16 protein-coding genes are annotated in these 13,993 nt (G+C 45.1%); 4 read left to right on the top strand and 12 right to left on the bottom strand.

The features are described from left to right. Positions 1-13 precede the first annotated feature (13 nt). The 7 genes from lgt to LCY76_RS18565 form a co-directional block, all read right to left on the bottom strand. Entirely contained in the window at positions 14-829 is an 816-nt protein-coding gene (gene lgt, locus LCY76_RS18535) for a prolipoprotein diacylglyceryl transferase (RefSeq protein WP_248253850.1), read from the bottom strand. Between the two features lie 323 nt (positions 830-1,152). Further along, positions 1,153-2,088 (bottom strand): HPr(Ser) kinase/phosphatase, encoded by a 936-nt coding sequence (hprK, locus tag LCY76_RS18540; protein ID WP_248253851.1) that lies wholly within the window; start codon positions 2,086-2,088, stop codon positions 1,153-1,155. A gap of 117 nt (positions 2,089-2,205) precedes the next feature. Further along, complete coding sequence (locus LCY76_RS18545; protein WP_248253852.1) at positions 2,206-2,703, bottom strand: GNAT family N-acetyltransferase; 498 nt, start codon at positions 2,701-2,703, stop codon at positions 2,206-2,208. A 258-nt stretch (positions 2,704-2,961) separates the two neighbouring features. Then, entirely contained in the window at positions 2,962-3,333 is a 372-nt protein-coding gene (locus LCY76_RS18550; protein WP_053357062.1) for a phage holin family protein, read from the bottom strand. Then, the gene (locus LCY76_RS18555; protein WP_175501768.1) at positions 3,334-3,528 is read right to left on the bottom strand and encodes a PspC domain-containing protein; all 195 of its coding nucleotides are present in this window, start codon (positions 3,526-3,528) and stop codon (positions 3,334-3,336) included. A gap of 11 nt (positions 3,529-3,539) precedes the next feature. Further along, entirely contained in the window at positions 3,540-4,598 is a 1,059-nt protein-coding gene (locus tag LCY76_RS18560) for a DUF4097 family beta strand repeat-containing protein (RefSeq protein WP_248253853.1), read from the bottom strand. 94 nt (positions 4,599-4,692) lie between these two features. Then, positions 4,693-4,995 carry a hypothetical protein gene (locus tag LCY76_RS18565; protein ID WP_248253854.1) on the bottom strand — a complete coding sequence of 101 codons (303 nt, stop codon included), beginning with the start codon at positions 4,993-4,995 and terminating at the stop codon, positions 4,693-4,695. 201 nt (positions 4,996-5,196) lie between these two features. Here LCY76_RS18565 and LCY76_RS18570 point away from each other — a divergent pair, with 201 nt between their 5' ends. Further along, the gene (locus LCY76_RS18570) at positions 5,197-5,400 is read left to right on the top strand and encodes a hypothetical protein (protein ID WP_248253855.1); all 204 of its coding nucleotides are present in this window, start codon (positions 5,197-5,199) and stop codon (positions 5,398-5,400) included. A gap of 106 nt (positions 5,401-5,506) precedes the next feature. Here LCY76_RS18570 and uvrA read toward each other — a convergent pair whose 3' ends face one another. Together uvrA and uvrB are read right to left on the bottom strand one after the other, a co-directional pair. Beyond that, a complete protein-coding gene (uvrA, locus tag LCY76_RS18575; RefSeq protein WP_272885637.1) occupies positions 5,507-8,383 on the bottom strand; it encodes an excinuclease ABC subunit UvrA in 2,877 nt (958 codons plus the stop codon). 11 nt (positions 8,384-8,394) lie between these two features. Continuing rightward, complete coding sequence (uvrB, locus tag LCY76_RS18580) at positions 8,395-10,377, bottom strand: excinuclease ABC subunit UvrB (protein WP_248253856.1); 1,983 nt, start codon at positions 10,375-10,377, stop codon at positions 8,395-8,397. Positions 10,378-10,571: 194 nt separating this feature from the next. Here uvrB and LCY76_RS18585 point away from each other — a divergent pair, with 194 nt between their 5' ends. Then, positions 10,572-11,444: a sulfite exporter TauE/SafE family protein gene (locus LCY76_RS18585; protein ID WP_248253857.1), complete on the top strand. Its 873-nt coding sequence runs from the start codon at positions 10,572-10,574 to the stop codon at positions 11,442-11,444. Between the two features lie 11 nt (positions 11,445-11,455). Here LCY76_RS18585 and LCY76_RS18590 read toward each other — a convergent pair whose 3' ends face one another. Further along, positions 11,456-11,686: a DUF2198 family protein gene (locus LCY76_RS18590; protein ID WP_053357054.1), complete on the bottom strand. Its 231-nt coding sequence runs from the start codon at positions 11,684-11,686 to the stop codon at positions 11,456-11,458. Positions 11,687-11,940: 254 nt separating this feature from the next. Between LCY76_RS18590 and LCY76_RS18595 the strand changes: the two genes are divergently transcribed. Both LCY76_RS18595 and LCY76_RS18600 read left to right on the top strand, forming a co-directional pair. Further along, positions 11,941-12,213: a hypothetical protein gene (locus tag LCY76_RS18595; RefSeq protein ID WP_248253858.1), complete on the top strand. Its 273-nt coding sequence runs from the start codon at positions 11,941-11,943 to the stop codon at positions 12,211-12,213. Between the two features lie 62 nt (positions 12,214-12,275). Further along, a complete protein-coding gene (locus LCY76_RS18600) occupies positions 12,276-12,413 on the top strand; it encodes a hypothetical protein (protein WP_156419044.1) in 138 nt (45 codons plus the stop codon). Between the two features lie 20 nt (positions 12,414-12,433). Here the strand turns inward: LCY76_RS18600 and LCY76_RS18605 are convergent, their stop codons facing one another. Beyond that, positions 12,434-13,057 carry an HAD-IA family hydrolase gene (locus tag LCY76_RS18605; protein ID WP_248253859.1) on the bottom strand — a complete coding sequence of 208 codons (624 nt, stop codon included), beginning with the start codon at positions 13,055-13,057 and terminating at the stop codon, positions 12,434-12,436. Between the two features lie 130 nt (positions 13,058-13,187). Further along, positions 13,188-13,607, bottom strand: a complete 420-nt coding sequence (locus LCY76_RS18610; RefSeq protein WP_248253860.1) for an anti-sigma regulatory factor — start codon at positions 13,605-13,607, stop codon at positions 13,188-13,190. Positions 13,608-13,993: the final 386 nt, after the last annotated feature.

Raw genomic sequence — 13,993 nt, forward strand, 5'->3', positions numbered from 1 at the left:
CAGCCGAGAGGGCTTACCCTTCCAGGTAGCGCTTCTCAGACAGTCCCGCTTTGCGGCGATAGATGATTAAAATGATTGACACGGCGATCAGTACGAGAGAGATCACTTGAGCGATCCTTAATGTTGATGTGAGCATCAAGCTGTCCGTCCGCAATCCTTCAACAAAAAATCGTCCGATCGAATACCAGATGACATAGCTGAAAAACAGCTCACCCCGTTTGAGATTAGCTTTTCTTAACAACATCAGGATTACAAATCCCGCCAAGTCCCAAAGTGATTCATATAAGAAAGTAGGGTGATAGTACGTTCCATTAATGTACATTTGATTCACGATAAAGTCGGGCAGGTGCAGGGTGTTTTCCAAAAAGCTGCGGCTGACAGGGCCTCCGTGTGCTTCCTGATTCATAAAATTTCCCCAGCGTCCGATTCCCTGGCCGAGTATGATACTGGGAGCCGCGATGTCCGCCAGTTTCCAGAACGAAATCCCGCGGATTTTCGAAAAAATAAAAGCGGTTAAAAAAGAACCGATGAGCGCACCATGGATGGCGATGCCGCCTTCCCAGATGGCAATAATTTTTTCGGGATGCTTACTGTAGAAATCCCATTCAAACGCAACATAATATATCCGTGCACAGATAATGGCGATTGGCACCGCCCACATGACAACGTCCACGAAGGTGTCTTTGCCAAGCCCGCGCCGTTCAGACTCCCTGACGGCAATCCAAAGCCCCAGCAAGGCCCCAAGCCCGATAATAACCCCATACCAATAGACGGTAATGGGGCCAAGTTCAAATGCAACCCGGTCGATCGGATGAATATTAGCGTCCACAATTCCACTTCCTTTTACCTGTCTTTTCTATGATTTAGGCTGTTTTCGTAAAATTTGTTGTCCTTGGGAGTAGTTGATTTCCGTTTCAGGATGCTCGCTTTCCGCGGGGCGGGCGGTGAGCCTTACCGGCGCATGCGTCTGTGGGTTTCACCTGTCCCGCTAGTCCCACAGGACAAGGAAGGCTTCGGCAGCGTTATATCGCACGAAGAAAATGTGAAATTTATTTTCGAGGAGTCTCGCACCTTGCACTCCAATCAACTTGTCAATGAAGATTCTTTACTAAATCGTCCCAAAGCAAAAATCATTTAGAAACGAGCCATGATTTATAAATCTTCTTCGTCTCCTGACGCGATCGCATCCGTCAGTCTGTCGTTAAACTGCTTGGCAGCATTCATGCCCATCCGTTTTAGGCGGAAGTTCATGGCAGCTACTTCTATAATAACGGCAAGGTTACGTCCAGGACGTACCGGTACCGTTAAAATCGGCACTTCAGTATCCAGTATCGGCATCGTCTCTTCTTCAAGACCCAGACGATCGTATACCTTTTTGGAATCCCAGGTTTCCAGGTGGATAATGAGGGAGATCTTTTTGTAGTTTCGAATGGCTCCGGCACCAAACAGCGTCATGACGTTGATGATACCAAGACCTCGGATCTCCAGCAGATGCTGGATCAGCTCAGGCGCACTTCCGACAAGAGTCTCTTCATCTTCCTGGCGGATTTCTACAGAATCATCCGCAACCAGACGATGTCCCCGTTTCACTAGCTCGAGCGCAGTTTCACTTTTTCCTACCCCGCTGTCTCCTTTAATGAGCACTCCGATTCCATATATATCAACCAATACTCCATGAACAGCAGTCATTGGTGCTAGGCGGCTTTCCAAATAATTGGTCAGTCTGCTCGACAGACGGGTAGTGGTCATTTTCGTCCGCATGATCGGCACGCCTGTTCCATGAGAGGCAATCAGCAGCTCTTTAGGCACTTCCATTTCCCGAGAGATAATAATGCCCGGTGTTTCATCCGTACACAGCTGTTCCATCCGCTCTCTGCGAATTTGAGAAGGCAGCTCGCTGATAAAAGAAAGTTCTGTTTTTCCAAGAAGCTGAAGCCGTTCAGCAGGATAATAAGTAAAATACCCCGCCATCTCAAGGCCCGGACGGGAAATATCACTGGTCGTAATGGTGCGGTGCACGCCTTCTTCCCCGCTGACCAGTTCAAGCTGAAATTTATCGATCAACTCTTTTGTATGTACTTTCGCCATGGTCTCCTCCTATTGTTCTTCCATTCAACTATTATTGTACACTAAGGGCAATAAGGTAACAAAATTCATTTTTCAAAAATATTTCATATCCTTGTCATTTTGTAGCCCTAGTGTCTGCTATTCTCCTGAAGCATAAACACGAGTACGGCTTCCGTTAAAGAACACCGTTTTTTCATAGGCCATGCCGATTTTTTTTGCCACAGCGATGGACGCCGTATTCTTGGGATGAATGAGAGAGATCATCCTTCCATACTTCAGCTGAATCTTTCCGTAGGACATGAAAAAGGCAGCTGCTTCTGATGCAAACCCTTTCCCCCAAAAAGGTTTTGCGAGCCAATAGCCGATCTCCGTCTCTTTTCTCCCCTCCACAATCTGGCGGACCAGGCCAGCGTGCCCGATAGGCTCCCCTGTCTCTTTAAGCAGGATGACATAAAGTCCCAAACCATAATTATAGCCTGGAAGAATCCAATTCTCTAAACTTTTCGTGGCTTCCTTTTTTGTTTTTGTCAATCCTTTTCCTATGTATTGAACAACATCAGAATGTCCCCATAGAGAAGCATAAAACTCCAAATCCTCCATCGAATACTCCCTGAACTGCAGCCTCTGAGATTCCATTTTTCGCCTCCTTCTTTTTGCTGTAAGCAAACTTGGTGCCTTGGTGCCTTGGTGCCTTGGTGCCTTGGTGCCTTGGTGCCTTGGTGCCTGGCACCTAACAAAAAAAGTTCCCCCCTTGCAAAGGTGCCTGGAACCAAACCTCTTTGCCCTTCTATGCCTTGAACCAAACCGTGGTGACTGGCACCGCAGAATTTATCTCCCCAACTCATAAGGTGCCTTGAACCACACCTCCACGATTTAACTACCAAAAAAGCGCCCCTATCTGGAACGCTTCTTTTTTTGCATAGGTTCAATTATAAAATTTTGAATCAACAGGTTTAATACTGAGATAATGATTGCTGCCAAAAAGGCGGCGCCAAATCCGTCAATATTAAACTGATCTCCCATGACTTTCGCTGTCAGCATAAGCAGAATGGCGTTGATCACGATAAGAAACAGACCGAAAGACAATACGGTGACGGGAAGCGTCAGCAGGATCAGTATGGGCTTGATGAATAAGTTGAAAATGGAAAGGATGATGCTGGCTAAAAAAGCAGCACCGACCCCTTCCAGGTGAAAAGGCGGATAATAGCCTGCAACCACCATAAGAACTACAGTGTTCACAAGTAAAGAGATTAACCAGTTAAACATTTAGTGCACTTCACTTTCTTCAGGAATGATAAATATGGCAATCAAATATCCGATAACAACAGGTGCTACAGCTGTGGCGATAAGGGCAACAATGACGATTAGACGAACAATTACAGGGTCAATGGCGAAATAGTCCGCAATGCCGCCGCAGACACCAGCTAATTTCCGGTCACTAGAACGAACAAGTCTTTTCATGATGTCACTCCTTATTTAACCTTGAGGATGGCAATGGATCCTGTTTTGGCTTCCGCTTCCATACGGTAAGCCGGTTCGTTTCCTTTATTAGCAATAAAACGAAGAAACTTCTTGGTTACTTCCTTTTTTTGCTCCAAGACTTCCATTCCGTCAAAATCACTGACAAGACCGCCAACATAGGTCTTTAAACTAGCCTCTACTTCCAGTGATTCAGGTAATTCTGCTTCTATTTTACCCGTGACAGTTTTTAATGATGCATACCCTGTCGCCGGAGTGTCCAAACGATAATAAATGGAGCCGTTGATCGTCTCGATTCGAATGTCATCCACTTGCCCGTTCAGCCGCACGGGACCGTTCATCGTCTCGGCGATCAGCTCTTTCCATTGGCTTTCCTTTAAGGTGATGCTGCCGTTTGACGCCTCGGCCTTCAGCTTATCTCCACTGCAATTATTGACTAAAAGTGAGCCAATCGTGGTCTTTAAGGCCATCAGCCGGCCTTCACAATCACCGATCTTAATTCCGCCGTTGAACGTGACGAGCTTTACCTCCTGATAGTTTTTCCTCGGTACCGAGATGACCGCATTCACTTTCTGATGTTTATTTCTTGCATAAAAGCGAAGACGAGTCGCATCACAATCATAAAACGTTTCGTTGCGAAACTTTGTTTTTGCTGCTGTCCCTTCCGGAATCTTGTAAACTTCCGCCTCACATTCAATCTGGACGTCATTCCTGTCCCATGGAACAATCGTAATAGATCCATTATAAATCTCGATATCTATGGCCTCAAACATGACATGCCGGTCTTCAAAAATGTAGTGAACGTCCTCATGCGGGCCAAAATTCAGATCAAAATCAACCGTCCTGATCCGCTTAACGACCCTGTTGAAGAATTTGCCCATTTTAAAGCCTTTAGAAGGATCCTTTTTTGTATCCTTTGGTTTTTTAGTCAAAGTCCCGGATGGCAGCGCAAACGCTTTTTTATGGTTAACAGCAAGCAATAGCTTTTCAGCTTCCTCTGCTGAAATCTTGCCTTCATTAAGCATGTTTAAAATCATTTTTCGCTCTTCCATGTGAAATTGACGCCCCCTTCAATGTTTTAAAAACCGGCGCCGGCTGATTCTAGGCTGCTGTCTTCTGTTCCGGTCAATGGATGCTGTACTGCATCTATCGGGTAAAAACTTTAATTCCCTGAATAATATTCCACACCATCACGGCAAACGAAGTAAGGCCGAATAGAATAACACTGATAATGATCGCCGTCATGTTGAATTCCGTTTCAGCTGAAATGATAATCCCGAGCGGAATAGCGATGAGTGGAAAAAGGTGCGATAAAAATGAACGTTTGGCATGGCAGGTAACACCCCGGTCCTGCACAGCGAAATAAATCACTGCCGGGAAAAGAAAAGGTGCAAAAAACAGACTGAAATAACAAAAGGCCGATAAAATACGCTTTACTTTTGGGTTCATGCTGTGTTTCCTCCTGAACTATAGAACAATGAAAAGGACTACTTCTTGTAATTCTACTTAAGAAATAGACATCCTTTAAAAATTCACTTGTGGATTTGTTTTTTTCCCTTATTATAGGCTATCTTAGATGAGGATACTTCTTTTTTGGCATCCAGACCTTCCCTAGCCATACTTGTGAGGGAAATCATATTGGAGGATAACATGTTTTCAACCCAAAAAGCGATAAAATCTTTCTTTACTTTTTTAACGATCCTTATGCTGGCCGGAATCATATTTGGAGCCCTGGGCGATTCCAGCGCCGATTATTCTGCAGGAGGAAGGCTCATCGCGGCTATTGTAGGTAGTCTGATCGTCCTGTTAATAAACTTTCTTATATACAAGCTATTACTTTTCCTGAAGAAATAGAAGAGCTCTGCGATTTATTTTATCGCAGGCTCTTAATTTTAAAGTGCCAGGCACCACCATTACACACTTGTGTAATCGTGGTGCCTGGCACTCGCTGTGAAAGGATTTATTTAGCCACTGATTCTTTTTGTTTCAGAATAGCGTCCATGCGCTTCTTATCGCGTTTGATGATCGGAGCAAGATAGCGGCCAGTATGTGATTCGGGTATGTCAGCCAGTTTCTCGGGCGTACCTGCACCGACGAGTGTTCCGCCTTTGTCTCCGCCTTCAGGGCCAAGGTCGATCAAATAGTCACACTGCTTGATTACATCAAGATTGTGTTCAATGACTACGACTGAATCCCCGTTATCAACGAGGCGCTGAAGCACCTTCAACAGACGGGAGATATCATCAACATGAAGCCCTGTTGTCGGTTCATCCAGAATGTAGATCGTCTTACCGGTTGAACGCTTATGGAGCTGAGAGGCAAGCTTCACCCGCTGCGCTTCTCCGCCAGATAGGGTCGTAGCTGACTGTCCAAGTTTAATATAACCTAAACCAACGTCTAGAATAGTAGCCAGCTTACGGTTAATCTTAGGAATGTTGGCAAAGAAATCTACGCTTTCCTCAACTGTCATATCTAAAATATCCGCAATGTTCTTCCCTTTATATTTCACTTCCAGTGTTTCACGGTTGTACCGTTTTCCGTGGCATACTTCGCAAGGCACGTACACATCAGGTAGGAAATGCATTTCGATCTTGATGATCCCGTCTCCACGGCATGCTTCACAGCGGCCGCCTTTTACATTAAAGCTGAAACGGCCTTTTTTGTAACCGCGAACCTTCGCTTCGTTGGTGGAAGCAAAGACATCCCGGATATCGTCAAAAACACCTGTATAGGTAGCCGGATTGGAACGAGGTGTCCTTCCGATCGGCGACTGATCGATGTCGATCACTTTGTCCACATGCTCCAAGCCTTTAATTTCTTTATGAGCTCCTGGTTTATCCTTGGCTTTATGAAGCTTTTGAGCCAATGCTTTATGCAGGATTTCATTAACGAGCGTACTTTTTCCGGAACCGGAAACACCTGTTACCCCTGTAAATAGTCCAAGAGGAATCTTTACCTTTACATTTTTCAGGTTGTTTTCAGAAGCTCCGATGACTTCAATGTTCCGGCCGTCCGGCTTCCTTCTCGCCTTTGGAAGCGGGATGAACTTTTTACCGGAAAGATACTGCCCGGTAAGAGAGTTGGGATCATCCATGATTTCATTCGGAGAGCCTTGGGCAGTAATGACGCCTCCATGAGCTCCAGCACCAGGGCCGATATCAATAATATAATCAGCGGCCAGCATCGTGTCCTCATCGTGTTCAACGACGATCAGTGTATTACCAAGGCTGCGCATCTCTTCAAGCGTGCGGATCAGCCGGTCGTTGTCCCGCTGATGAAGTCCGATAGAAGGCTCGTCCAGAATATACAGAACACCCATAAGCCGTGAACCGACCTGTGTTGCCAGACGGATACGCTGAGCTTCTCCTCCAGATAACGTTCCAGCTGCACGGTTTAGTGACAAATAATCAAGGCCGACGTTAACCAGGAACCCGATCCGGTCAACGATCTCACGTAAAATCAAGCGTGCGATCGCCTGCTCTTTTTCCGTCAGATCAAGGTTTTCAAAGAATTCTTTCGCTTCGGTCACGGAAAGAGCCGTGGCTTCACCGATATGCTGGCCGTTAATGAGAACAGCCAGCGATTCTTTTTTCAGACGGTAGCCTTTGCAGGCAGGGCAGGCTTTCTGGCCCATATACCCTTCCATCTGTTCCCGGATGTAATCAGAACCGGTTTCTTTATAGCGGCGTTCAACATTAGCCAGAACGCCTTCAAAATAAATATCATTCGTTTTAACTTGTCCAAAATCATTTTTATAACGGAAACGGATTCTCTCCGTGTCACTGCCATAAAGTACTTTATCCAGCTGCTCTTTAGGCAGGTCTTTAACAGGAGCGTCCATATCGATTCCAAAATGAGTGCAAACACTTTTCAGGAGCTGCGGGTAGTATTGGGAGCTCACAGGTGTCCATGGAGCAATCGCGTTCTCATTTAAGGACAGGCTCCAATCAGGGATGACGAGCTCCGGATCCACTTCAAGCTTCATTCCAAGGCCGTCACATGAAGGACATGCCCCGAACGGGCTGTTAAAAGAAAACAGTCGCGGTTCAAGCTCGCCAATTGAAAATCCGCAATACGGGCAGGCATGATTTTGGGAGAATAACAGTTCTTCTTCTCCCATAACATCGACCGTAACCGTCCCACTGGAGAGGTTCAGCGCCGTTTCGAGGGAATCAGCGAGACGGGTGGCGATTCCTTCTTTTACGACAATACGGTCGATGACCACATCAATCGAATGCTTTTTATTCTTTTCAAGCTTGATTTCATCACCGATGTCGCGCAGTTCACCGTCCACTCTGACACGAACATAGCCTTGCTTTTTAATGTCTTCAAGCACTTTAACGTGTTCACCTTTGCGTCCGGAAACCACAGGGGCCAGAACCTGCAGCTTGGTCCGTTCCGGATACTCGAGTATACGGTCGACCATCTGCTCGATCGTCTGGGATGTAATCTCTATTCCGTGATTCGGGCAGACCGGACGACCGATTCGGGCAAAGAGAAGCCGAAGGTAGTCATAAATCTCAGTAACGGTTCCTACAGTCGAACGCGGGTTGCGGCTCGTCGTTTTCTGGTCGATCGAGATCGCAGGAGACAAGCCTTCAATCGAGTCGACATCCGGCTTATCCATTTGGCCAAGAAATTGGCGCGCATAAGCAGACAAAGACTCAACATAGCGCCTTTGCCCTTCTGCATAAATGGTATCAAAAGCAAGTGAGGACTTGCCTGATCCTGATAGACCGGTCAATACGACCAGTTTATCCCTTGGAATGGTAATATCTATATTCTTTAAATTATGGGCGCGTGCACCCTTTACAATAATGTTTTGGTTTGTAGCCAACTACAATCACCTTACCCTTCAGCCTTAAGCTCCAGAATCATATCACGAAGCTCTGCGGCGCGCTCAAACTGCAGATTTCTTGCTGCATCTTTCATTTCAGCTTCAAGGCGTTCAACAAATGCTTCGCGGTCTTTCTTGCTCATTTTTTGTTTTGGTGCTTTAGATGTATACTCCTCGGCTTCTTCAGCCGCTTGAGTGGCACTTATAACATCGTGCACTGCTTTTTTAATCGTTTGCGGCGTGATCCCGTGCTCCTCGTTATACTGCATCTGAACATTTCGGCGCCTCTGTGTTTCTCCGATGGCGATCTCCATGGAATTCGTAATACGGTCGGCATACATGATGACGTGGCCATTGCTGTTACGCGCTGCACGGCCCATCGTCTGGATGAGAGACCTTTCTGAACGAAGGAACCCTTCCTTATCGGCATCCAGGATCGTAACCAAAGATACCTCAGGAATGTCCAAGCCTTCCCGCAGGAGATTGATCCCGACCAGCACGTCAAACACACCGAGCCTGAGATCTCTGATGATCTGAATCCGCTCCAGCGTTTTGATCTCGGAATGGAGGTATCTTACCTTTATACCCATTTCCTGCAGATAATCTGTCAGATCCTCGGACATTTTTTTCGTGAGCGTTGTTACGAGCACCCGTTCTTTCTTCGCCACACGATCATTGATTTCCCCGAGAAGGTCATCAATCTGCCCTTTGCTTTTCCTCACTTCGATGGTCGGATCAAGCAATCCTGTCGGGCGGATGATCTGCTGGATCGGTTCAGGGGCATGCTCCGCTTCATAAGGTCCTGGGGTCGCGGAAACGTATATATGCTGAAACTTATCTTTTTCTTCGAACTCCTGGAACGTGAGCGGACGGTTGTCCTTGGCTGACGGCAAACGGAAGCCGTGCTCCACCAGTACATTCTTTCTTGCCTGGTCTCCGTTATACATTCCACGAATCTGCGGCAATGTAACATGGGACTCATCGATGACGATCATTGAATCATCAGGAAAATAATCAAGGAGTGTATACGGTGTAGATCCAATCGGGCGAAGCGTAAGGTGCAGGGAATAGTTTTCAATTCCTGAGCAGAAGCCCATCTCGCTCATCATTTCAATATCGTAGCGCGTACGCTGCTCAAGGCGCTGGGCTTCAAGCAGCTTCCCTGCGTCATTCAGCTCCTTCAGCCTCTCTTCAAGCTCGGCTTCGATCCTCTGAATGGCTAATTTCATTTTTTCTTCACGTGTTACGAAGTGGGATGCCGGGAAAATGGCAACATGGTTCCGTTCACCGACAATTTCTCCAGTGAGGGCGTCCACCTCGGTAATCCGATCAATCTCATCACCAAAGAACTCTACTCTGAGGCAGCGTTCATCACGTGAAGCCGGGAAGATCTCCACAACATCTCCACGCACGCGGAAAGTACCGCGTGTGAAATTGATATCATTTCGGTTGTACTGGATATCTACCAAATCACGCAGAAGCTGGTCCCTGTCTCTTTCCATGCCTGTACGCAAGGAAATAACCAGGCTTTTGTACTCTTCCGGTGAACCCAGGCCATAGATGCAGGAAACACTGGAAACAATGATAACGTCCTTCCGTTCAAATAACGAAGAGGTGGCACTGTGTCTGAGTTTATCAATTTCGTCGTTGATGCTCGCATCTTTTTCAATGAACGTATCGGACTGCGGGATGTAAGCTTCCGGCTGATAGTAATCGTAGTAGCTTACAAAGTATTCAACCGCGTTATTCGGAAAGAATTCCTTGAACTCACTGTACAGCTGTCCAGCCAATGTTTTGTTATGGGCGATAACCAGCGTTGGTTTATTCACCTCTTTTATGACATTTGAAACCGTAAATGTCTTACCTGTACCTGTGGCGCCAAGCAGTGTCATTTTTTGCTTCTTCTCTTTGATTCCCTGAACCAGCTTGCGGATCGCTTTAGGCTGGTCTCCCTGCGGTTCGTAAGAAGAAACGAGCTGAAAAGGCTCACTCATTTCACAACCTCCGTTCCTAAATTTTGCTAATAAGATTATAACACAGCTGACCTGTGAAACTCTAATTTTTACGAACAAATATTCGTGCGTTAAATGCTGGAAAAAACATTTAAGTCTGTAAAATACCTTTTCTTTACTTCTTCTTTTGGTGTACACTTTGAATGTTGCACAGAACGTCAAAAGGAGAATGCATCATGGATTTGCTCTATATTTTCCTGGGTCTTGCTGTTGGGATTATTTCTGGATTTTTCGGACTTGGGGGAGGCTTTATTTTAACCCCTGTTTTAATATTGTTTGGCTATGAGCCAGTTACAGCGATCGCTACCAGTCTCATGTATTCGATCGGGACGAGTGTTTCAGGGGTATTTGCTCATCTTCGCATGAAGAATATCTATTGGAAAACAGCCATTACCCTTGGCTTGTCAGGAGTACTTGCCACACAGGCTGCACACCCTGTTGTCATGTGGCTTAGCGAAAAGGATTGGGATAAAATTGTGATACCGGCCTTATATATCATACTGATGGGGTACTTTGCTGTTCAGCTGCTCAGGAAAAAGAAAAATACAACTACTGCTGAGACGCCGGCGGAAAATGCCTTTTCAATGACGAAAGCGCTGATGATTGGGTTTACTGGCGGTTTTCTTTCGACCACCCTTGGAGTCGGGGGCGGCTTTGTCATGGTTCCACTGATGATTTCCGTATTAAAACTTGAACCAAGAAAAGCAGTTGGGACAAGCCTTGTCAGTGTTTTTGCCATTGTTTCAGCAGGGTTCCTGACATATGCACAATCGATCACTCTGAACTATCACTTCGGCATCTTTTTAATCATCGGCGCATTGATCGGCGCGCAGCTGGGGGCCAGACTAACCTCGCTCTATCAAAATCATCAAATGGAAACGTATCTCGGCGGAATCTATGCCGCAACGATCGTATCCGTCTTTCTGCAGCTTTTACACTTCGGCCATATCGGCCTCGGTGTTGTTTCGGTCTATATTATCATACTGCTCCTTGTTTTTTTAAAGGATTCAGCTCGCTACTGGCGAAAAAAAGCGTCCGCCCCTTCTTGAGGCGAACGCTTTTATTTCATTTTACGCGCTTGTTTTTTATGAATGTTTAAACCGAGCCAATAGCCGGCCAATACAGAACATAGTGCTGTTGCCTGAAGATACACCGGCTGATTCAGGCCATCGAACGCAAACAGCAAAATTAGCAATGTAATCATGACAGGCAGATACTTTGAAAAGAGCACCCGGTTAAAAAGAAGCTGTAAAACAATCGGCAAAAGCGCTGCCAGTAACACCTCAACCATACGTGCATACCCCTATCTGTTCAAATACTTCCTCATTCACTATACCACATCTTTTAAAGCATAAAAAAAACCAAAACCGTTATGGCTCTGGCTTAAAAAAGGGGGGGGTTGCTTCAAAATGCTTTTACCCTTCGAAGAACAAAATCAAACCTAAACCCTTTAAATTTTTTGAAATAGGTTTTAAAGTATAACCATTGCGGGAATTAACAGAATATTCCCTTAAATTATCATTCTAAAACTGAGGAGGTCTGCCTATGAATACTCGCAGGGTTATTGGCATTTACCCATCAGAGAAAAAAGTATTAAACAAGCTTAAACTATTAAAAAAAGACGGAATGGACACGAAGCATATGATGATTGTAGGACCTTACGAAACAAGCAAGCTCCCGCCCTCTGAAAAAAACACCCACCAAAAACTGGTCAAGATTGGTGTATCTGAAAGCGAGGCCAAGTTATACTCGGCTGTCCTTGATCAGGGACAGTACATTTTACTGAACACTGTGATCCAGCAGGAATATCTGGCGTAGAAAAAAAAAGCATAATGCCTCAACTCCTTCATAGATTGATATGAAGAGGGGGCACATAAGAAATGAATGAATCCGATCAGGTTAAAGCACTGAACCAACTGCTTGAAATCATCCATTATAAAGGCAATAAGAGAAGGCTGCCGTTTTTGCTAATGCAGCAAAAGAAGCGGAAACTGCCATACAAAACCCTGCGTCCTTGACGCAGGGTTTTATCATGTGATCAGTTCAATACCGTTAAAATATCCTTGGGATGGAAAACCATAAAATCCGGTTTTTCCTTTTCTGCAGCTTCCCTTGCGTCATAGCCCCAGCCTACCCAAATGATTTTAATGCCGCTTTTTCTGCAGGCGGCAATATCTCTGGCTTCATCACCGACATAGATCACTTCTTCTTTGGCCATTCCGTTCTTTTTAAGATAGCTTTTAATATGGCGATCCTTACCAAAAAGCCGGGTGGAGCAAATGATCTCTTCCATATGGTGGAGGCGGTTTCGGGATAGAAAGGCTTCAACATTCTTTTTCGAATTGGAAGATATAATGGCCGACTTGAATCCCCTCCTGTTTACTTCTGATAACAGTTCAGCCATGCCAGGGACCAATGTCACATCCCCTAATGCTTGATTATAAAGCTCGTAAAACTCAGCGCTCGATGCTGGTATTTTGTGCATTGGGAAATTCAGATGTTTGATCCTTTCCATCATCGAAAGCTTCCTCAAAAACTCCATCTCTTCAACATCTACTTTCCGAAAACCATGTTTTGCTGCCAGCTGATTAAACACCGATAAGAACACGAGCCTTGAGTCAGCGAGCGTGCCATCAAAATCAAAAATAACAGACTTTATCATAAATAAGGGTTCTCCTTATCGTACGGCTTATTGTGTATTATAGAGGAGAGACATCCTGTTTGTTATTTTTCCCATAAAAAAAGGCAAAATTTAACCGCCGACTCCCTTTGTCTTCACAGGAATTCGGCGGCTATTTCATCATTTTTTCACTGCACCATTTAATGGCCGTGATTTCAGTACCCAAATTAAGAGTCGATTGAACATTGATGATATCCATTAATTTTTGGACCCCCGGCAAACCGGCTCCCAATCCTCCTGAACTCGTATATCCTGCTTGAAGCGCCATTTTAATGTCTTGAATACCTGGACCTTGATCAATGGCCGATACCCTGATCCCTGCCCGTTTTTCTTCCTCAATCGCTTCGACAATGATTTTACCCTCTCCTGCATAAAGGTAAATGTTTCTGGCAAGCTCGGATATCACAGTTTTGATCCGGACTTGATTAACGGAATTAAAACCGATGATTCTAGCAAGTTCTTTCCCTTCTTGACGGGCAATTGAGATATCCAATTCATTTTTTATTTCAACCGTAACCTGATGATAGTTCATGGTAAGCACCTCTATTCCTGTTTTATTGGTAGTGCTTACTTTCTATGGGCATACGGATTTTGTTTTATGGAATTTCAGTGAACAGATACTGGATTACTTACCCTTCATACATTTCAACAATTTAAGTATTTTTCCTTTTTATTTCAACAAAATCCTTTCCTTTTGAGGACATCTTACTAGAGCAGACTTACATAAACGCCCGTAATACTAATTTCTACATCACGTAATTATCTCCTTTAAAGAGCTAAAGGATTCCAACAAATTTCTATCTTATTTTACGTTCCTGATACCTGAAAAAAACGAAAAAGACCCTGTCCTGGGACAAGGTCTAAAGAACAATGGTTATTTTTTCCGGAATATTCATATCCGGACAGCTGCTCAGCTGG

This window comes from Fictibacillus marinisediminis (assembly GCF_023149135.1).
In the GTDB taxonomy this organism is placed as follows: domain Bacteria; phylum Bacillota; class Bacilli; order Bacillales; family Fictibacillaceae; genus Fictibacillus_C; species Fictibacillus_C marinisediminis.